This window comes from Thiocapsa marina 5811 (genome assembly GCF_000223985.1).
GTDB classification, from domain to species: Bacteria; Pseudomonadota; Gammaproteobacteria; order Chromatiales; family Chromatiaceae; genus Thiocapsa; species Thiocapsa marina.
This window is the reverse complement of the sequence record NZ_AFWV01000003.1, coordinates 288,780-308,856: the sequence shown is the minus strand read 5'-3', so window position 1 is coordinate 308,856 and position 20,077 is coordinate 288,780. Positions and strand designations below refer to the sequence as shown.

Below are 20,077 nucleotides of genomic sequence, written 5' to 3'. Positions count from 1 at the left end.
GCGCGCGCCGGTTCGGCAAGCCGGTCGGGTTGTCGCCGCTGGCCCGCGTCCAAGTGGCCGACGCCGAACCCTTCTCCTCGCCGCTGTCATTGGCTTGGACAGTGTCCTCGATCGGGACGCTCGCGTCGATTGACTTGAAGGACGGCGAAAGCTGCAATAGCGGGCATGAGGATCCTGCACGCGTTCTGGCTTCCGGAGACAAACCCCGACTTTGTTCAGTCGGGAACCTTGCGCCTGTGGTGCGAAACCGACCCGGCCGATCCGGACGACCCGGAACCGACATCGGTCCGGCACCCCAGCCAATTGCCGCGATCGGACTGGCCGGCACTGCTCGAGGGTCTCGGGCTCGCGAGCGGAACGACGGTCCTCAACCCGACCCCGAGCTTGGTGCGTTTGCCGAGCCAAGGCGCGAGGCCATTGCCTTGCCCCGAGCTCGCCAGAGCCCTACCGGAACCGGTGGACGTTGCCGGCGCGACGCTGCGGACCTGGGAGGTGGATACGATCCCGCTCGAGCGGCCCATCAAGCAGCTCGGCGACATTCACTACCTGGCCGCCTTCGGGTTCGACGACCTGGAGCCCGGCAGCGACGTCCTCTTCTGGTACTGGTTCACGCAGGAATTGAAGCAACGGCTGCTGCGCGATCAATACCTGCCGGCGTTGCGTTATCGTCAACCGCCGACGCCGAAAGGCAAACGCAAAGCGCCTGCGCCCGAGCTCTTCGGTGCTTGGCAGTGGGCAGCGGGCCATGAGGACCCGCTGATCGCGTCGGCGGCCCAGCGCATGCCCGCGGCCTGCGGCGCCGGCCTCGATGCCCGGCTCGGCTCCGGCCGGGATACGGGTCCGCATGGGCACGGCCAACAGTGGTTCGAATCCACCAGTCTTCTACGGCACTGCGCCGACGTCCTCCTCGACCAACTGATTCGACAGACCAAGTGGCCCGCTGCGTTCCACAAGCGCGTCGATGAGACCCTCATCGCGCCCTGCCTGGCGCCCACGCCGGCCGCTGCCCGCTGGACACCGTCCGCGCAGAACCCGGCGGCCGGACCGGAGATGCTGCGCCAGTGGCTGGCGTGGCGAGAGCGCATCCTCGGCAGCGAACGCAACGCGGCCTTCCGCTTGGGCTTTCAGCTCGCGGAACCGTCGACGGACGATGCCGGCGACCGAGACAGCGACCACATCGGCCATCAGAGCGGCGATGAAGACACGTGGCACCTGCACTTCGTCGCCATCGCCACAGACGATCCGTCGCACCGTTTGGCGCTGGCGGACTACTGGGCCGCATCGCCATCACAACGGGCCGCGCACCGATCCCGCTTCGGCGCCGACTTCGAGCAGGTCCTGCTGCTGAATCTCGGCCTTGCCGCGCGGATGGTGCCGATGCTTTGGGGCGGGCTCGACAACGCCGAGCCGCAGTCCGTGGCGTTGGACCTGGACAGCGCCTTCAGCTTCCTGAAGGAGGCCGCCTGGGTGCTGGAAGACGCCGGCTACAGCATCATCGTGCCGGCCTGGTGGACACCCAAAGGCCGCCAGCGCGTCAAGCTGCGGCTGCGCCCGTCCACAGGCAAGGCAGGCGCAAGCACAGGCAGCAGCCCCGGCGCGGGCCACGTCAACCTGTCCAACCTGATCCAGTACCGCTACGAGCTGGCCATCGGTGATCAGACCCTGACCTCCGAGGAATGGCAACAACTGGTCGAGGCCAAAACACCGCTGGTGCGCTTCCGCGGCCAATGGGTCGAGCTGGACCGCGAGAAGATGCAGGAGATGCTCGCCTTCTGGCGCGAGCACGGCGGCGAGATGCCGAGCATGAGCCTGCAGGAGATCCTGCAACGCACCGCCGAGGACGACGCCTTCGAGGTCGACCCGGAGCACGCCCTGGCCGCGATGCTGGAGCGATTGCGCGACCAGAGTCGGCTGCAGCCGGTCGATAACCCGGCGGGTCTGCACGCCGACCTGCGCGACTACCAAAAACGCGGCCTGGCCTGGATCGGGTTCCTGGAGGAGCTGGGGCTGAACGGCTGCCTGGCCGACGACATGGGTCTGGGCAAGACCATGCAGGTCATCGCACGACTGGTGCAGGAACGGGCCGGAGCGGACCGGATCGCGCCGACCCTGTTGGTCGCGCCGACCTCGGTCATCGGCAACTGGCAGAAAGAGGTCGAGCGCTTCGCGCCGGGCTTAAGCACCTGGATTCATCACGGCGCGAAACGCGAGCAGGACACCAAGGCGTTCCAAGCCCAGGCCGCTAAGCACGACCTCATCATCACCTCTTACGCCCTGGTGAGGCGCGACCAAAAGCTGCTCGCCGGTGTGGACTGGCACCGCCTGGTGCTCGACGAGGCGCAGAACATCAAAAACCCGAAGGCCGACCAGACCCGCGCCGTGTGCAAGCTCCAAGCCCGGCATCGGCTCGCCCTGACCGGCACCCCGGTCGAGAACCGGCTCACCGACCTCTGGTCGATCTTCAACTTCGTCAATCCCGGCTATCTCGACACCCAGCCACGCTTTCGCAAACGCTTCGAGCTGCCCGTGCAGCGCGACAACGATCCGGTGCAGACCGCGACCCTCAAGCGCCTGGTGGAGCCTTTCATCCTGCGCCGCGTGAAGACAGACAAGTCCATCATCGCCGACCTACCGGACAAGCTCGAGGCCATCGCCTACTGCAATCTCAGCCGCGAGCAAGCGGCGCTGTACGAATCGGTGGTGCGCGACGTCGAGCAGCAGCTCGAAGAGAAGACCGGCATCGAACGTCAGGGCCTGATGCTCTCCACGCTGACGCGCCTGAAGCAGATCTGCAACCATCCTGCACAGTTCCTGCAAGACGGCAGCGCCTTCACCGCCGCGCGCTCGCACAAGCTCGAACGCCTGCACGCGATGCTCGAAGAGGCCATGGCCGAGGGCGACAGCGTGCTGATCTTCTCGCAGTTCACCGAGATCGGCGAGCAGCTCGAACGCACGCTGCGGCGCGACAGCCATTACAACACCTACTATCTGCACGGCGGCACCTCGCGCGCCCGGCGCGAGCAGATGATCGACGCCTTCCAAGACCCGGACGGCGAGCCGTCGGTGTTCGTGCTCTCGCTGAAGGCCGGCGGCGTCGGCATCACCTTGACCCGCGCCAACCATGTATTCCACTTCGACCGCTGGTGGAACCCGGCGGTGGAGGACCAAGCGAGCGATCGCGCCTACCGCATCGGCCAGCAAAAGACCGTGTTCGTGCACAAGTTCGTCACGATCGGCACGCTGGAAGAGCGCATCGACGCCATGATCCAGGACAAAAAGGCGCTGGCCGGGGCCATCGTCGGCAGCGACGAGTCCTGGCTGACGCAACTCGACAACGACCGCTTCAAGGACTTGATCCGCCTCAATCGCCAGGCGGTGATGGGCTGACGCGGCGATAGGCGACGACAACCATGAGCAACCCGGGCAGAACCTGGTGGGGGAACCGCTTCCTCGCGGCACTGGAAGGCTTCACCGACAGCGGCCGCCTGCAGCGCGGACGCGCCTACAGCAGCGACAATCGCATCCTTGAGTTCGCCATCGTCGACGGCATCGTCACCGCCACCGTGCGCGGCAACGTCAACCCCTACTACGGCGTCTACAAGGAACCAAAGTACAAGACCCGCATCCAAATGACCCCGCTGGCGAAGGCCGACTGGGCCCGCGCCATCGCCCGGATCGGCAGCCGCGCCGACCTCGTCGCGCGCCTCTTGATGAGCGAGATGCCGGACAATATCGAGTCCGCCTTTGCCGGCACCGGACAGGGTCAATCCCACTCCCTGCTGCCACGCAATCGCCAGGATTTCAAGCTCACCGACTGCTCCTGCCCCGACTACGCCAACCCCTGCAAGCACATCGCCGGAGTCTATTACCGCCTGGCCAACCAACTCGACCAGGATCCTTTCCTGCTGTTCGAGCTGCGCGGTCTCGGCCGCGAGCAGCTGCGCGCGGCCCTGAGCAAAACCCCGCTCGGCCACGCGCTGCACGGCCTCACCGACACCACCAAACCGGAGCCGGTCGCCACCGAGAGCTACTTCACGCGGCCCGAGCCCGCGAGCGCATCGCCCGACTACCACGCGTTCTGGCACGGCACCAAGCGCCTGCCGCGCGAGCTGCCGGCCCTGCGCCCGGCCGAGGTGCCTGCCATCCTGATCCGAAAAGGCGGCGACTATCCCCCGTTCTGGGACAAGGATGCCTCGTTTGTCGGACTGATGGAGGAGCTGTATCTACGGGTGCGCGAGAAGAACAAGACGGCGCTGTAACAGGCGCCCCTTGCGCAACCCGCAGCCACGACGGGCGTCCCGGCACAGCTCGCAACCAACAGGTGCGCGGGCATTCTCTTACCTGACTACCAATGAGCCTCGGCCAATATGAGCATGCGCTAGGGCATGGGCGGGGTCCGCGCGGCCGCAACGCCGAGGCGCGGCAGCATGGCCGCGGGGTCGAAGCGGCGATTGAACCGGTAACCCTAGTCTCCGAACTGGCTGGCAAGGCCGCTCAGGGTCATGTTCTCCGCAATCGCGTCGTGAGGGATCAGCAGGTACTGCCAGGGTTTGCCGCCGTGGGCGAGTGCATGAACGGTGGCGTTGGCACACCAGCGCAGCGGTGCGGCTTTCTTGGCGAGAACCACCGTATCCGCCATCTCTTTACGCATCTTCGGCTCCAGCATGTAGACGGCTGCGTCCGTTTCCGCGACGAAGTCGGGCTGGTATTCGCGATGGTCGGCGCCGTCGCGTTGCCCGGTGCGCAGGTGCTGGACCCATAACTCGTCGGAGACCGGCGCGTATCGCAAGGTCGCCAGTCATGTGCGACGATGTTCAGGCGGTCCACGGTAGTCACACCGGTTCGAACGCCGTAAGGCAGGCGCAAACCCCGCCCGATGGATTGCTCGATCAGGACGCGCGCATTGGCCGCGCGCAGGGGCACGATGGTGTAGAGGTTGGTGACGTCCCAGCCCTCCTTGAGCATGTTCACGTGGATCACGTTCTTGAAGGCGACGGCGCCCCGGCTGGTCTCGACATAGGGCGTGGCCGTCAGCTCGAGCCCGAGGATCGGACGAAGCTCGTTGATCGCCCGAATCCCCGCACTCGCGCGGTAGCGGTGCGACTCGTCCATCAGGAGCACCAGATCCGGCAGTCCGGCCAGATCGTCGAAGTAGCTGGTGCCGATGTACTCGGACAGCCGCTTGATGCGTGGGGCCTTGCCGCCGCGCACCTCCGAGTTGATCTTGGAGATGTTGAAGATGTTGATCCGCACCATCCCGAACAGGCCGCCCCCGGTGACATTCTGTTGTTCGATAGGTGTCGCCCGTGATGACCATGGGCGGGTTGGTCGCGAATTCGGCGATACCCCGGAAGACATACTTTGTCGTGTTCGGCGTGAAGTCCGTGATCAGCTTGTTGTAGATGGTCAGGTTGGGCGCCAGCACGAAGAAGTTGTCGATGCCGTGGGCCTGATGCAGATAGCTGATGAAGGCGCCCATGAGTCGGATCTTGCCCACGCCGGTCGCGAGCGCGAAACACAGCGAAGGGAAGTCCCGCTCGAAATCCGAGACCGAAGGGAACTCCCCGCGGATGATGTCCAGCACAGCGGCGACGTCGGGCGCCTTGCCGGGCGGCGTGATGTCCATGATCCGATGCAGGATCTCCAGCGATCGGCGCTGGGGCGGGCGCAGGCTCAGGCGGCCGGCGATGGCGTTCACATGGCGGACAGTCACGAACCACCTCCTTGAAAGTCGTTTTGATCCATTTCGGCCAGTAGCCGTGCCGTTGCCTGCTTAAGCCCCGGAATCTTCGTCTTGACGATATCCCAAACGACTTCGGGATCGAGTGCAAAGTAGCGATGCGCGATGACGTCCCGAAACCGGGCCGCGCCTCTCCAGTCGACCTCCGGCATCCTCGTCTTGACGTCATCCGGGGGCTGCTTCGTCGCCTCTCCGATGATGTCCAGATTGCGAACGTTTGCGTGAAAAACCAGGACGTCACGTCCAAACGCCTTTTTCGAGATCCCGGCCGTGAATTGCTCTACCAAGCGGCAGGCGTCCAGGATGTCTTCGAGCAGTAGCGTCCAGTCACGCGACACGGAGCAGATCCTTTTCGATATGTCTGCGCAACCGGGGTTTGATCATCGCATCCGTTGCAAGGTCGACCTTGGTGCCGAACAGTGCCTCCAGGTAATCCTTAAGATCCATATAGCCGTCGAAGGTCGGCGGGCCTTCGAATTCCACCAGGAGATCGATATCACTGCCGTCCCGAAGTTCATCGCGGGCAGCGGATCCGAACAGAGCAAGATGCTTCACGCCGAACCGTTGCCGAATCTCATCGCGATGCCCGTTCAGAACCGATAAGGCCTGTTCTCTGTTCATCAGGAATCCTCTTGACCGAAATCAAACCCATGCTGCCCCGGCTGTGGCGGCGCGCTCGGAAGATTCTCCACCCGAAGCGAGTAATCGTCGCGGCCCCACTCGCAGCGCGAGAGGATCTGTCGGGGAATCTTTTTGATCGTGAGATTGGAGTAGAGGTCGGCTCGGGCACGAAAGGCGGTGCAGAGCACCAGGAGGCTACGCTCGGGTCCGACCTCGTCGTTCAGTTGCTCAAGCTGCTCATGGCTCAGGTTGGCGGTGGTGATATAGATGAAGTCGCTCTCGGTGGAGTAGCCGTGCTGCCAGTAGAGGGTGTCCGACGGAGCGTAGATGAAGCCCTCCAGCTTGCACAGTGCCTCGGCGAGCATGGCGGCGTTGTAGTCGCGGTTGATCACCCAGTTGCCCCAGGTGTCCTTCTCCAGCAGCGAGGGCGCGAGGCGGTAGTAGCGGAAACCGCCGCCGCCTTTCCAGTCGACCGCCTTGGTGATGCCGCCGGGATCCTTGCCGTCGATAACTTTCCTCAGACGCGGGATGATATGGGTGTGACACTGCTCGCCCAGCTCCACGATGATCCAGCGACGGCCCATCTTGTGGGCGACTGCGCCGGTGGTGCCGGAGCCGGCGAAGGAGTCCAGAACCAGGTCCCCGGGATTGGGTGCAATCCAGACTGTCGTTGGTACGAGTTCTCCAAGTTCCGAACGGAACCGCTTCCGGAACGGGAAGGTTCGGCCTGTCTTTCCCCACCAAATCCTTTGGTCTGCGATTAGGTCATCGAAAGTCGATTTTGAAAGATCCCTAAAGGCAAGCTGATAGGTATGAGCGCGCCGGATATGGAGGTCAGTATCCCGCGCGAGGGTCTGCATGTCCGCGTCCGGGAGGGTTCGGAATTCGCGCTGTGGTAGCTGCTCCTCCGGCGGGCTCGGAAGAAAGAAGACCGCCAGCGGACGTTTGTAAACCTGATACGCCAACGTCTCCAGTTGCGGGTAGGTCGGTGCCTTGGTGCCGGCCTCCCACGCCGCAACGTCTTCGGGGTCGCGTTTGAGCATGGCCGCCACGTCGGTCACGCTCAGGCCGACCGAGACCCTCGCCCAACGAAAAATCTCCGGCTGCACGCCGGTGACAGGCTCATATCTCATTCGTGTCGTCCATCGATCCGCGCGTTGCGCTCGGAAATGCCGTGTTCAATAGTGTCACGTTGCTCGGAAATCTGCACGGCAAGCTGGCCTTGGCGCGCGTCCGGCTCATCGTCGGGTGCGAGGCGCGAGACCTCGCCGGGTAAGGTCATCAAGCGGGCGGCAGTCTCAGGATCAAGCGGCTCGCCCTCATCCGTCGCGGCAGCGAAGATCAGATGATCCTCTGATTGGCCCAAGGATTCCACGCTGAAGGTACAGAGTGTGAGCCCGCCGGAACGACCGATCAGCGGCTCGACACGGCTGATCTTACCGGGATGTTTGGCGTAGTCGAAACGGATCTCGGCGGGTGGAAGGTCGCGGCCCTTGGCCCTGGCGCCGAGGGCCTCGGCAAGCGGGTGATTGAGACGGTAGAGGTGGGCCTCGCCGGTACGGCGGGGCAGCTCGTGCCGCGACATTCCGACGGGTACACCCGAGCGATGCCTCTACCAAGGAATACCGGCCAGCCCGCGAATGGCATCCCGATTGGTGCGGGACGTCGCCAAGGCCAACGCCGGGTGGGCCGACAGCCATCGGTACTCGGTGTGCTCGCGTGGATCGAGCCGGATGAAGCGTCGCGTCTCCAACACCAGGGCGAACCAATATTCGCGATTGAAGCAGACGTTGGGGGCGTAGCGTTTCCGCCAGGCTTGGATGATGGGAAAGAGGTTGGAGTGCCGCAGATCGATCAGGGCGCCGCCGACCCGCAAGCCGGTCTCTTCGAAGACCTCGCGTGCCGCCGCGTGTCGCGGCGACTCGCCGAGCGCCAGGCTGCCGGTGACCGACTGCCAGAAGCCGGCAGGGCGGGTCCGTTTCAGCAGCAGAAACTCGCCTCCGCGGGTGCAGATGACGACCAGCACCGATTGAGCGCGCTTGCGGGTCTCGTCCGACATGGGTGCCGGCTCCAAGGTCTGGTCATCGGCTTGAACGCCGAGCGCAATGCTCGGCGTCTCCTCGCGCGGTCGAACCGGCCGCGCGGAATCATCGACGGCCGGCCCCGGCATCATCCCCGCCCCATCGACAGGCATCCCCGGCTCAGGCCCTTAGCCTGATGCGCAGGGCGAGCTCCTTGAGCTGGTTCTCGTCCACGGCCGAGGGCGCGTCGGTCAGCAGGCAGGCCGCGCTCTGGGTCTTGGGGAAGGCCATGACGTCGCGGATCGAGCTCGCACCGGTCATCAGCATCACCAGACGATCCAGACCGAACGCGATGCCGCCGTGCGGCGGACAACCGAAGCGCAGCGCCTTGAGCAGGAAGCCGAAGCGATCCTCGGCCTGCTCGTCGCTGATGGCCAAGAGCTTGAAGACCTGCCGCTGAACCGCATCGCGATGGATACGGATGGAGCCGCCGCCGATCTCGGTGCCGTTCAGCACCATGTCGTAGGCACGCGAGAGACAGGCACCCGGATCGCTCTCGAGCAGGTCCAGCTGCTCTTCCTTCGGCGCGGTAAAGGGATGATGCAGGGCCACCCAACGCTGATTGACCGCATCGCGCTCGAACATCGGGAAGTCCACCACCCACACCGGGTGCCAGCCCTCGGCGAGCAGCCCGCGATCCTGACCGAGCCGCACCCGCAGCGCGCCCATCGACTCGTTGACCACCGTCGTCTTGTCGGCGCCGAAGAAGATGAGATCGCCGTCGACGGCCTCGGTGCGGGTCATGATGGCGTCCACCGCACTGTCGGGCAGGAACTTGAGGATCGGCGACTGCAGGCCCTCGCGCCCCTTCTCCGCCCAGGCGTTGACCTTGATGTAGGCCAGGCCCTTCGCGCCATAGATGCCGACGAACTGGGTGTAGCCGTCGATCTCCTTGCGCGAGAGCTCGCCGCCGCGCGGCAGACGCAGGGCCACGACGCGACCCTCCGGGTCTTGCGCCGGCTCGGCGAAGACCTTGAAGTCGACCCCGGCCATGAGATCGCCGACGTCGATCAGCTCCAAGGGCACGCGCAGATCCGGACGATCCGAGCCGAAGCGGCGCATCGACTCGGCATAGGTCAGGCGCGGAAAGGGATCGGGCAGCTCGACACCCTGCACATCGCGGAAGAGCGTGCGGATCATGGTCTCCATGATCGCCATCAGCTCGTCCTCGGTCATGAAGGAGACCTCGATGTCGAGCTGAGTGAACTCGGGCTGGCGGTCAGCGCGCAGATCCTCGTCTCGGAAGCAGCGGGCGATCTGATAATAGCGATCCATGCCGGACATCATCAGCAGCTGCTTGAAGAGCTGCGGCGACTGGGGCAGCGCAAAGAACTCGCCCGGATGGGTGCGACTGGGCACCAGATAGTCGCGTGCGCCCTCGGGCGTGGATTTGGTCAGGATCGGGGTCTCGATGTCGAGAAAGCCCTGTGCGTCGAGGAAGGAGCGCATCGCCTGTGTCACGCGGCTGCGCGTGCGCAGACGCGACTGCATCTCGGGACGACGCAGGTCCAGATAGCGATAGCGCAGACGCAGCTCCTCGGAGGCGTCGGCGCCGTGCTCGTCGAGCTGGATCGGCGGGGTCTCGGAGGCGTTGAGGATCTCCAGATCCAGGCCCAACACCTCGATCTCGCCGGTCGGCAGATCCGGGTTGACGGTGCCTGCCGGGCGCGGGCGCACCCGACCGGTGATCTTGAGGACGTATTCGCTGCGCGCCTGCTCGGCACGCGCGAAGACCTCGGCGCGATCCGGATCGAGCACGACTTGGACCAGCCCGTCGCGGTCGCGCAGATCGATGAAGATCACCCCGCCATGATCCCGACGCCGATGCACCCAGCCGCACAACACGACCTCCTGGCCCTCATGGCTGCTGTTCAATTCTCCACAGTAATGCGTGCGCATCGTCGTCTCGCCTCGTGTCTTCGCATCGAGCGACGCAACAGCGCGTCGCTCGATGAGGTGTATTGCGTGATGGGGGTGGGGAAAGGTCGGTCGCCGCGTCCGGCTCAAGCCGCGGGCTTTTTTTCGACCGGCTTCGGCTTCGGGGCGGCGCTCGCATCTGGCTTCGCCGTCGCGCTGCTGCCTTTGTCGCCCGAGCCGGAGCCGGACTTGGACCCGGAAGCCGCGCTGTCGCCCGACTTGGTCTCTTTCTTCTTGCCGCTGTCGTGCAAGTTCTTCTGATTCGACTTCTTGAAGTCGGTCTCGTACCAACCGCCGCCCTTCAACCTGAAGGCGGCAGCGGAGATCTGCTTGCGCAGCGTCGGCTGACCGCACGCGGGGCAGTCGACCAGCGGCGGGTCGCTGATCTTCTGAATCTGCTCAAGCGCATGACCGCAGGCCTCGCAGCGGTACTCGTAGATCGGCATCGTTCGTTCCTCAAACAAAAGCAAGCTGGCGCCAATTATCAGGCGTTTCAGAGAGAATGGATACCGCAGGACGCAACCGGCCGGGGCAGCGAGAACAGCCCCTTAGCCGGCCTCGTGCTACACTGATCCAGTGTACTCGTGCGGAGACCTTCATGGCCAATCTGACAATCACAGTCGACGACGAGGTTCTCAAGCAGGCGCGAATGCGTGCACTGGAAGAGAACAGCTCAGTCAACGCCATACTCGGGCGCTACCTGCAAGACTACGCGCGCGCCGACGAGGCGCGACAGCGCCGCCAAGAAGCACTCGACGCCCTCCTTGCGTTGGCGCAGCAGTGCGGTTGCGGCCGCGCCGGACAAACCTGGACGCGAGAGGATCTGCATGAGCGGTGAGATCCGCTTTCTCGACACCAACGTACTCGTCTATCTCTTCGATGACGATGCGCCGACGAAACAGGCCATTGCCGAGCGGATCTTACGCGACGATTCCGGGATTCGGCTCAGCACCCAGGTGCTTGCGGAATTTTTTGTCACGGTCACCCGCAAACTGGGGCGTCCGATGTCGCCCCGACAAGGCTTGGCCGCCGTGCAACACCTCAAGACCTATCCTGTCGCGGTGATCACCCCGGACCTGGTCACTCGGGGCATCAGCCGCAGCATTGACTCGCGGATCTCCTTTTGGGACGGCCTGATCGTGGAGACCGCACTGGCCGAAAAGGCCCACCTGCTGATCACGGAAGACCTTCAGGACGGATGGAAGATCGGATCCATGCGGGTGTGGAATCCCTTCAAGACCTCCGAGAACGACAATCCCCGACCATGTTGAGCGCCGATTCAAAACACCGATGACATCCTCGATCAAACGAACCATCCTTGTCACCGGCTGCTCGAGCGGCATCGGACTTGCCTGCGCGCTGGGGCTGGCTCAACGCGACTGGCTGGTTATCGCATCCGCGCGCAAGGCGGACGACGTATCCCGCCTGAAGGAGCAGGGCCTCACGGCGGTTCAGCTCGACCTGGACGACCCCGAGAGTATCGCGAACGCACTCGCGCAAACCCTCGATATCACGGGCGGCAGACTCGACGCACTTTTCAACAACGGCGCCTACGGACAGCCGGGTGCAGTCGAGGATCTGGGCCGAGACGTGCTGCGCGCCCAACTGGAGACCAATCTGCTGGGCTGGCACGATCTGACCTGCCGGGTGATCCCCATCATGCGCAAGCAAGGCCATGGGCGCATCGTGCAGAACAGCTCCATCCTCGGCTTCATCCCGCTCCCCTTTCGCGGCGCCTATGTCGCGAGCAAATACGCGCTGGAAGGGCTCACGGATACCCTGCGTCTGGAGTTGCGCGGCAGCGGGATCTCGGTCTCCCTGATCGAGCCGGGCCCGATCCTGAGTCGCTTTCGCGAGAACGCCTACGCCGCCTTGAAGGCGAACATCGACACCGAGCACAGTGTCCACCACGCGGCCTACGCGCGTGCGCAGCAGCGACTCACCAAGACCGGCGCCGCACAGCCCTTCACGCTCCCGCCCGAGGCGGTGCTGAAGACGCTTATCCATGCCCTGGAAAGTCCACGCCCGCGCATTCGCTATGCGGTCACCTTCCCCACTCACCTCTTCGGCGTGCTCACCCGGATCCTGCCCGACAGCGCGCTGGATTGGGTCATCGCGCGCATCTCGCGCGGCGGTGCCGGATAACATACGCAAACGCCGAAGAATGTTTCGTTGTCGTTGTCGTCGGAAATCCGATTACGATTACGATTACGACAACGACAACGACAACGACAACGACAACGACAACGACAACGAACGGGGTCTACGACCAGGTTTCTCGGTTCCATCGAACCCGTAAACAAAAAACATCCGTTTAAACCGCGTCCAGCCGACGCATCGGAGATCAGCCAAGGCAAGCCCCACCAACTGCCGTCGCAGATACAGCCGGACGCGGTTTAAACGTAACGCACTTCCAGAATCTCGAACTCCCGCACCCCCCCCGGCACCTGCACCGAGGTGACATCGCCCTCGCTCTTGCCGATCAGGCAGCGTGCGATGGGTGAACCGACCGAGATCTTTCCCTGCTTGAGATCGGCCTCGTCCTCGCCGACGATCTGGAAGCTGTGCTCGACATCCTTATCCAGCTCCAAGACCTGCACGGTCGCGCCGAAGACAACCCGACCGTTGGCGGCGAGCTGCGTCACGTCGATGATCTGGGCGTTCGCGAGTTTGCCCTCGATTTCCTGGATGCGCCCTTCGACGAAACCCTGCTGCTCGCGCGCGGCATGGTACTCGGCGTTCTCCTTGAGATCGCCGTGCGCCCGCGCCTCGGCGATCGCCTCGATGATTCGTGGACGCTCGATGCGCTTGAGACGCTCGAGCTCTTCGCGCAATTGCTCAGCGCCTCTGACGGTCAGAGGGACCTGGTTCATGGGTGACTTCCTCGCTCGGATGCACCGCCTTCATCCGGTCCGCGGGTCGAGCGCATGGCGCGCGGCGGTTCGGATACTCGGGGTGTCGAATAGAAAAGATCGCGGGCGCCAAAAGGCGCCCGCGAGATCGATCAGGACAGATCTTGTAACCGATTGACGCTCAGAATGTCCAGTTGTTTCAGTGCCAGACAGGTTGCCTCGGCGCCCGAGATGGTCGTGGTATAGCTGACCTTATGCTGGAGCGCGGAACGGCGGATCGCCGCCGAATCGGCAATGGCCTGAGAGCCTTCGGTCGTGTTGACGATGAAATCGACGTCGTTGTTCTTGATCATGTCGACGACGTGCGGGCGCCCCTCGGCAACCTTGTTGACGCCGATACAGTCGAGACCGGCGTCGCGCAGCGATTGTGCCGTGCCGTGGGTGCCGTAGAGGGTGAAGCCGAAGCCGACCAGGTCGCGAGCGACGCGAATGAGGCGCGCCCGATCAGCCAAGCGAACGCTCAACAGCGCCGTGCCGCCGAGTCGCGGCAGGAGTGTCCCCGCCCCTTCTTGCGCCTTGGCATAGGCCTCCCCGAACGACTCGCCGACCCCCATCACCTCGCCGGTGGACTTCATCTCGGGACCGAGCTGGGTGTCCACACCCGGGAACTTGATGAAGGGGAAGACCGCCTCCTTGACGAAATAGTGCTTGGGCATCCGCTCGCGGCGAATGCCCTGCTCGGCGAGTGTCGTACCGGCCATGCAGCGCGCGGCGACCTTCGCGAGCGGCAGACCGATCGCCTTGGAGACGAAGGGGACGGTCCGCGAGGCGCGCGGATTGACCTCGAGGATGTAGACGTCCTCGCCCTTGACGGCGAACTGCGCGTTCATCAGACCGACGACCTTGAGGGCATGCGCCATCTGGACCATCTGCTCGCGCATGCGGTCTTGGATCGACGGCGACAGGGTGTAGGGCGGCAGAGAGCAGGCCGAGTCGCCCGAGTGCACGCCGGCCTGCTCGATGTGCTCCATGATGCCGCCGATCAGCACGTCCTTACCGTCGCAGATGGCGTCGATATCGACCTCGATCGCATCGTCGAGAAAGCGATCGAGCAAGACCGGGGATTCGTTGGACACCCGCACCGCCTCGCGCATGTAACGATTCAGCTCGGACTCGTCATAGACGATCTCCATCGCTCGGCCACCCAGAACATAAGACGGCCGCACCACCAGTGGATAGCCGATCCGGGCCGCCCGCTCGACCGCCTCCGCCTCGCTGCGGGCGGTCGCGTTCGGCGGTTGACGAATCCCCAGCTCCTGGATCATCTGCTGGAAACGCTCGCGATCCTCGGCCAAGTCGATGCTGTCCGGGCTGGTGCCGATGATGGGCACGCCGGCGGCCTCCAGATCGCGCGCGAGCTTCAGCGGCGTCTGACCGCCATACTGCACGATGACGCCGAGCGGCTTCTCCTTGGCGACGATCTCGAGCACGTCCTCCAGTGTCAGCGGCTCGAAATAGAGGCGGTCGGAGGTGTCGTAGTCGGTCGAGACGGTCTCGGGATTGCAGTTGACCATGATTGTCTCGTAACCGTCGTCGCGCAGTGCGAAGGCGGCGTGGACACAGCAATAGTCGAACTCGATGCCTTGGCCGATGCGGTTCGGGCCGCCGCCGAGGACCATGATTTTTTTCCGATCGGTGGGGTCGGCCTCGCACTCTTCCTCGTACGTGGAATACATGTAGGCGGTGCTGGAGGCGAACTCGGCAGCACAGGTATCGACCCGCTTATAAACCGGCCGGATGCCTCGGGACCATCGCAGCTCGCGGATCGCCTTCTCGGTGGTGCCGGTCAGGCGGGCCAGCCGGCGGTCGGAGAACCCCTGGCGCTTGAGCGCGCGCAGTATTGTCGGGCTCAGCCCGTTCAAACCGCCGGCCGCAACCTCGCGCGCGGCGCGCACCAGATCGTGGATCTGAGCCAGGAACCAGGGGTCGATCCGGGACAGCTCATGAACCTCTTCAAGGCTCATGCCGAATCGGAAGGCATCGGCCAGATAGAAGATTCGCTCGGCGCCGGTCTGGCGCAGCTCATGACGAATCGTGCGCAGCGCCTCGGGATCGTCCGGATCGACCCGGGGCTCCAGACCGTCGCGATCGATCTCCAACCCGCGAACCGCCTTCTGAAGCGACTCTTGGAAGGTGCGGCCGATCGCCATCACCTCCCCGACCGACTTCATCTGGGTCGTGAGACGCGCGTCGGCCTGCGGGAACTTCTCGAAGGCGAAGCGCGGGATCTTGGTGACGACATAGTCGATGCTGGGCTCGAATGACGCAGGGGTCGCCCCGCCCGTGATCTCGTTGCGCAGCTCGTCGAGCGTGTAGCCCACCGCCAGCTTGGCCGCGACCTTGGCGATCGGAAACCCGGTCGCCTTGGAGGCCAGCGCCGAGGAGCGCGACACCCGCGGGTTCATCTCGATGATGATCATGCGACCGTCGGCCGGATTGATCGCGAACTGTACGTTCGATCCACCGGTATCGACCCCGATCTCGCGCAACACCGCAATCGAGGCGTTGCGCATGATCTGGTATTCCTTGTCCGTCAGGGTCTGCGCCGGCGCAACCGTGATGGAGTCGCCCGTGTGCACGCCCATCGGGTCGAAGTTCTCGATCGAGCAGATGATGATGCAGTTGTCCGCACGGTCGCGGACCACCTCCATCTCGAACTCCTTCCAGCCCAGCGCCGACTCCTCGATCAAGAGCTCCTTGGTGGGAGAAAGGTCCAGCCCGCGCCGGCAGATCTCCTCGAACTCCTCCTGGTTGTAGGCGATGCCGCCGCCGCTTCCGCCCATCGTGAAGGAGGGGCGAATGATGGTCGGAAAGCCGATCGATGCCTGGACCTGGATCGCCTCCTCCAGGCTATGGGCGATCGCGGAGCGGGGCATGTCCAGCCCGATCTTGCGCATGGCCTTGCGAAACAGATCCCGATCCTCGGCCTTGTCGATCGCCTCGCGCGAGGCACCGATCAGCTCCACGCCAAAGCGCTCGAGGACACCCTCGCGCACCAGATCGAGCGCACAGTTGAGCGCGGTCTGCCCGCCCATGGTGGGCAAGAGTGCATCCGGGCGCTCGCGCTCGATGATGGCCGAGACCGCGCGCCAGGTGACCGGCTCGATGTAGGTCGCGTCCGCCATCTCCGGGTCGGTCATGATGGTGGCGGGGTTCGAGTTCACCAGGATGACCCGGTAACCCTCCTCGCGCAGCGCCTTGCAGGCTTGCGCGCCGGAGTAATCGAACTCGCACGCCTGGCCGATCACGATCGGCCCGGAGCCGATGATCAGGATGCTGGAGATGTCGGTACGCTTAGGCATGGGGGTTCATTCGCCGGTTAAGCCGCGCCCAGCGCGGTATGCGATGTTTTTGAATGGGATCGGCTCCGGAAGACTCGACGAGCGCTTTAGGCCTTGCGCGCGCGCATGAGCTCGATGAAACGATCGAAGAGCGGCGCGAGATCATGGGGGCCCGGACTCGCCTCGGGGTGACCCTGGAATCCGAACGCCGGGCGATCCCGATGCCGGATGCCTTGCAAGCTGCCGTCGAACAAGGAGCGATGCGTGGCCTCGACCGTCGGGGGCAGAGTCTCCTCGTCGACCGCGAAGCCGTGGTTTTGGCTGCTGATCATGACCTCGCCCGTGGCGAGATCCTGCACCGGATGATTCGCGCCGTGATGGCCGAACTTCATCTTCAGCGTGCGCGCTCCGCTGGCAAGACCCAGCAGCTGGTGCCCGAGACAGATGCCGAAGAGCGGCATGTCGGTGTCGAGCAGCTCGCGGATCGCCGCGATGGCGTAATCGCAGGGCTCCGGATCGCCCGGACCGTTGGAGAGAAACACCCCGTCCGGCTTCAGGCCCAGCACCGTCGTCGCCGGCATGTGCGCGGGCACGACCGTGACATGACAGCCGCGCGAGGCCAACATCCGCAGGATGTTGCGCTTGATACCGTAGTCGTAGGCGACCACGTGGAAGGGCAGTCGATCGCCGACCGGATGGATGGACTCGGGATGGCCTTCGCCCAAGACCCAAACGCCTTGGGTCCAGGAATAGGTTTCCGACGTCGATGCCTCTTGCGCCAGATCCATGCCCTTGAGGCCCGGAAAGCCCTGTGCGGCGCGCAGTGCCGCCGCCTCGTCGATCCCGTCGCCGGCCTGAAGACAGCCGTTCTGCGCGCCCTTCTCGCGCAGCAGGCGGGTCAGACGCCGAGTGTCGATATCGGCGATGCCGACGATGCCCTGTCGCCGCAGATAGGCGTCGAGACGCTCGGTCATGCGAAAGTTGCTGGGCAGGAGCGGCAGGTCGCGGATGATGAGGCCGGCGGCCTGAACGCGGTCGGACTCCTCGTCCTCCGGGTTGGTGCCGACGTTGCCGATATGCGGATAGGTTAGGGTGACGAGCTGTCGCAGATACGAGGGATCGGTCAGGATCTCTTGATATCCAGACATGGCGGTGTTGAACACCACCTCGCCGACGCTCGATCCATCGGCGCCGATCGACATTCCCCGGAAGACGGAGCCGTCCTCCAGCACGAGTACCGCGGGTTTGCTCAAGGGTTTCTCCGATCCGGGCGGGGGCGTGCAGCGGCCGCGACGCAAACGCAGGTGGCGGCGCATGGACGCCTGGGCGGGCTCACGGGCGACGCCCTGACCCGCGGGAATTCTAAAGAAGCCGCGCGCGGGTGTCCATGTGCACCGCGAGGCCGAACGTCTCCGAGCGCAGGGGTGCGACACCACAGGGCGCGGCGAAACCCTCAAGTTATGCCGTGCGCAACACCCGAAACGAGGCCTGCGTCTCGGACGCGGTACCGGATTCAGTATTAAACCGCGCCCGGCGCGGTATGAGATGTTTTCGGCTAAGAGCAACCGATCCCGGCAGAATTGACGACCGTTTGAGCCGGCGCGGCTTAAGATATTAAAAAATATATTATTCTAAAGCGCGTCCCGCTAAGGGTTGTGGATGCACCAAACGTCGAGTTCACTCGAAAATCAGCATCTCGCTTCAGACGCGGTTTAGAGCGCCTGCCGCGCCCAAGCGACGATTCCGTTCGTGTCCATCGCCCCGGCCGTGCGCGCAACCTCGGCTCCCCCGCGAAACAGCGCCAAAGTCGGGATGCTCCGAATACCGAAACGCGCACCCAGGGCTTGCGCCTCTTCGGTGTTGACCTTCACGAGACGCAGGTTCGGCTCGAGCCGGCCTGCGGCGGCCTCGAAGGCCGGGGCCATCATCCGGCAAGGCCCGCACCAAGGCGCCCAAAAATCCACCAAGAGCGGCAGGTCGCTGCGCGAGAGATGACGCGCAAAGCGGGACTCATCCAGCGCCAGCGGCCGGCCGAGAAACAGCGGACCGTGACACTTGCCGCATTTCGCTGCGGCACCGAGACGCTCCCGAGGGACCCGGTTGACCGCGTCGCAGGCGGGGCAGACAACGTGAAGCGATTCGGACATGGCGATGACTCCTTGCGGTTGTATCCGGATACCCGGCTCGATCGGCTTGAATCGACCTGATCCGACAGTTATGTTCGACCGTTAAACCGCGCCCGATGCGGTATGCGTCGTTTGCTGGATGGGCTCGACCGTGCCGGCTCCGACGACTGCCGGGGCTGGCGCCGCTTAAGGTACTCAAAAATGTTAACTTTCAAACCGCGCCTCCAGAAAGGTCGGACATACCCCCGAGCCCGACGGAACACGACAACGACGCATGTCGCTCTGGACGCGATTTAGATCCACCCTATCCGACCCGTCTGCAGGAGTGTCCCGATCATGGCCGATTCACCGAATATTGTGACCGTTACGACGGAGAATTTTCAGGCGGTTGTCCTGGAAGGCTCGTTCGACCGTCCCATCCTGGTCGACTTCTGGGCCGACTGGTGCGCGCCCTGTCGCATGCTGATGCCCATTCTCGCCAATCTGGCCGCCGAGTACCGCGGGCGATTCATTCTGGCGAAGGTCAATACCGAAGAGCAACAGGCGTTGGCCGCCGAGTTCGGTATCCGCAGCCTCCCCACGGTGCAGCTGTTCAAGTCCGGGCAACCCGTGGATCAGTTCATGGGCGCCCTTCCCGAGGGCCAGATCCGCGAGTTTCTCGACCGGCACATCCCGCGCGCCTCCGACGGACTCCTGGCCCAGGCGCAGGGCCTGTTGGCCGGAGGTGATCTCGCCGGTGCCCGAGCCCTGATCGACAAGGCGCGGGAGGCCGATCCGGAGAACGCCCGCCTGGCGCTCGCCGAGTTGCAGCTGATGGCGGCTCGTGGCGAGATCGCCGAGGCTCAGGAGGCGATCGACAAGCTCCCGATCGAGCTTGCAGGCGAACCCGAGGTCTTGGCGCTGCGCGGACAGCTGCGGTTCGCGACGGCACTCGAAGACGCGCCGCCGGAGTCGGATCTGATCGCGCGGCTCTCCGAAGATCCCAAGGACAGCCTGGCCCGCTACCAGCTCGCCGCACACCAGGTCGTGCGCGGTGATTATGCGTCCGCGCTTGAGAATCTTCTGACCCTCATGAAACGCGACCGCACATTTCAAGAGGACGCAGCGCGCAAAGGGATGCTGGCGATCTTCGATCTGCTCGGCGGCGGCGACCTGGTCGCCGGGTATCGCGCCAAGATGATGAATGCACTCTACTGAGTCTTGAGTCGCCTACCGAGCGATCGCCTTAAACCCCAGCCCCGCCCGCAAACCCGGCCACGTCGCCGATCACAGCGGCCGGGTGGACAAGTGCCGTAGGGTGGACAAGTGTAGCGCAGTCCACCTGCGTCGGTGCGGGGCTCGGTGGACGTCGCTCTCGCTCATCCACCCTACCGGCCGAGCTTCATGAACAACGCTAGAC

18 protein-coding genes and 1 pseudogene are annotated in these 20,077 nt (G+C 64.4%); 6 read left to right on the top strand and 13 right to left on the bottom strand.

What is annotated here, in order from left to right; genetic code table 11:
- Window positions 1–165 precede the first annotated feature (165 nt).
- Together THIMADRAFT_RS05815 and THIMADRAFT_RS05810 are read left to right on the top strand one after the other, a co-directional pair.
- Window positions 166–3,387: a DEAD/DEAH box helicase gene (locus THIMADRAFT_RS05815; protein WP_007192052.1), complete on the top strand. Its 3,222-nt coding sequence runs from the start codon at window positions 166–168 to the stop codon at window positions 3,385–3,387.
- 23 nt (window positions 3,388–3,410) lie between these two features.
- Window positions 3,411–4,259 (top strand): SWIM zinc finger family protein, encoded by an 849-nt coding sequence (locus tag THIMADRAFT_RS05810; protein ID WP_007192051.1) that lies wholly within the window; start codon window positions 3,411–3,413, stop codon window positions 4,257–4,259.
- Between the two features lie 271 nt (window positions 4,260–4,530).
- Here the strand turns inward: THIMADRAFT_RS05810 and THIMADRAFT_RS25455 are convergent, their stop codons facing one another.
- The 9 genes and pseudogenes from THIMADRAFT_RS25455 to THIMADRAFT_RS05765 form a co-directional block, all read right to left on the bottom strand.
- Complete coding sequence (locus THIMADRAFT_RS25455) at window positions 4,531–5,256, bottom strand: DEAD/DEAH box helicase family protein (protein ID WP_267878397.1); 726 nt, start codon at window positions 5,254–5,256, stop codon at window positions 4,531–4,533.
- 154 nt (window positions 5,257–5,410) lie between these two features.
- A pseudogene (locus THIMADRAFT_RS28215) lies at window positions 5,411–5,626 on the bottom strand (DEAD/DEAH box helicase family protein); the annotation flags it as partial.
- Between the two features lie 83 nt (window positions 5,627–5,709).
- A complete protein-coding gene (locus tag THIMADRAFT_RS05800; RefSeq protein WP_007192048.1) occupies window positions 5,710–6,078 on the bottom strand; it encodes a HepT-like ribonuclease domain-containing protein in 369 nt (122 codons plus the stop codon).
- Complete coding sequence (locus THIMADRAFT_RS05795) at window positions 6,068–6,361, bottom strand: nucleotidyltransferase family protein (protein WP_007192047.1); 294 nt, start codon at window positions 6,359–6,361, stop codon at window positions 6,068–6,070. Before THIMADRAFT_RS05795 ends, THIMADRAFT_RS05800 begins: the two co-directional genes overlap by 11 nt.
- A complete protein-coding gene (locus tag THIMADRAFT_RS28505; RefSeq protein ID WP_007192046.1) occupies window positions 6,361–7,494 on the bottom strand; it encodes a DNA methyltransferase in 1,134 nt (377 codons plus the stop codon). The genes THIMADRAFT_RS05795 and THIMADRAFT_RS28505 overlap by 1 nt, the downstream gene beginning before the upstream one ends.
- The gene (locus THIMADRAFT_RS05785) at window positions 7,491–7,946 is read right to left on the bottom strand and encodes a hypothetical protein (RefSeq protein ID WP_007192045.1); all 456 of its coding nucleotides are present in this window, start codon (window positions 7,944–7,946) and stop codon (window positions 7,491–7,493) included. The genes THIMADRAFT_RS28505 and THIMADRAFT_RS05785 overlap by 4 nt, the downstream gene beginning before the upstream one ends.
- A 27-nt stretch (window positions 7,947–7,973) precedes the next feature.
- A complete protein-coding gene (gene nudB, locus THIMADRAFT_RS05780) occupies window positions 7,974–8,555 on the bottom strand; it encodes a dihydroneopterin triphosphate diphosphatase (protein WP_007192044.1) in 582 nt (193 codons plus the stop codon).
- Between the two features lie 7 nt (window positions 8,556–8,562).
- Window positions 8,563–10,341, bottom strand: a complete 1,779-nt coding sequence (aspS, locus tag THIMADRAFT_RS05775) for an aspartate--tRNA ligase (RefSeq protein WP_007192043.1) — start codon at window positions 10,339–10,341, stop codon at window positions 8,563–8,565.
- A 104-nt stretch (window positions 10,342–10,445) separates the two neighbouring features.
- Complete coding sequence (locus THIMADRAFT_RS05765) at window positions 10,446–10,805, bottom strand: FmdB family zinc ribbon protein (RefSeq protein WP_007192042.1); 360 nt, start codon at window positions 10,803–10,805, stop codon at window positions 10,446–10,448.
- Between the two features lie 152 nt (window positions 10,806–10,957).
- On the opposite strand from THIMADRAFT_RS05765, the gene THIMADRAFT_RS05760 reads away from it, so the two are divergent.
- The 3 genes from THIMADRAFT_RS05760 to THIMADRAFT_RS05750 are packed head-to-tail and all read left to right on the top strand — an operon-like array spanning window position 10,958 to window position 12,504.
- On the top strand, window positions 10,958–11,197 hold the full coding sequence (locus THIMADRAFT_RS05760) for a hypothetical protein (protein WP_007192041.1): 240 nt from the start codon (window positions 10,958–10,960) through the stop codon (window positions 11,195–11,197).
- Entirely contained in the window at window positions 11,187–11,630 is a 444-nt protein-coding gene (locus THIMADRAFT_RS05755; RefSeq protein ID WP_007192040.1) for a PIN domain-containing protein, read from the top strand. Before THIMADRAFT_RS05760 ends, THIMADRAFT_RS05755 begins: the two co-directional genes overlap by 11 nt.
- Before the next feature lie 19 nt (window positions 11,631–11,649).
- Window positions 11,650–12,504 (top strand): SDR family oxidoreductase, encoded by an 855-nt coding sequence (locus THIMADRAFT_RS05750; RefSeq protein WP_007192039.1) that lies wholly within the window; start codon window positions 11,650–11,652, stop codon window positions 12,502–12,504.
- Window positions 12,505–12,755: 251 nt separating this feature from the next.
- Here THIMADRAFT_RS05750 and greA read toward each other — a convergent pair whose 3' ends face one another.
- The 4 genes from greA to trxC form a co-directional block, all read right to left on the bottom strand.
- The gene (gene greA, locus THIMADRAFT_RS05745; RefSeq protein WP_007192038.1) at window positions 12,756–13,232 is read right to left on the bottom strand and encodes a transcription elongation factor GreA; all 477 of its coding nucleotides are present in this window, start codon (window positions 13,230–13,232) and stop codon (window positions 12,756–12,758) included.
- Between the two features lie 131 nt (window positions 13,233–13,363).
- Window positions 13,364–16,573 carry a carbamoyl-phosphate synthase large subunit gene (gene carB / locus THIMADRAFT_RS05740; RefSeq protein WP_007192037.1) on the bottom strand — a complete coding sequence of 1,070 codons (3,210 nt, stop codon included), beginning with the start codon at window positions 16,571–16,573 and terminating at the stop codon, window positions 13,364–13,366.
- Between the two features lie 86 nt (window positions 16,574–16,659).
- On the bottom strand, window positions 16,660–17,805 hold the full coding sequence (gene carA / locus THIMADRAFT_RS05735; protein ID WP_040729866.1) for a glutamine-hydrolyzing carbamoyl-phosphate synthase small subunit: 1,146 nt from the start codon (window positions 17,803–17,805) through the stop codon (window positions 16,660–16,662).
- A 459-nt stretch (window positions 17,806–18,264) separates the two neighbouring features.
- Window positions 18,265–18,699 carry a thioredoxin TrxC gene (trxC, locus tag THIMADRAFT_RS05730; RefSeq protein WP_007192035.1) on the bottom strand — a complete coding sequence of 145 codons (435 nt, stop codon included), beginning with the start codon at window positions 18,697–18,699 and terminating at the stop codon, window positions 18,265–18,267.
- 315 nt (window positions 18,700–19,014) lie between these two features.
- Between trxC and trxA the strand changes: the two genes are divergently transcribed.
- A complete protein-coding gene (gene trxA, locus THIMADRAFT_RS05725; RefSeq protein WP_007192034.1) occupies window positions 19,015–19,875 on the top strand; it encodes a thioredoxin in 861 nt (286 codons plus the stop codon).
- Window positions 19,876–20,077 lie beyond the last annotated feature (202 nt).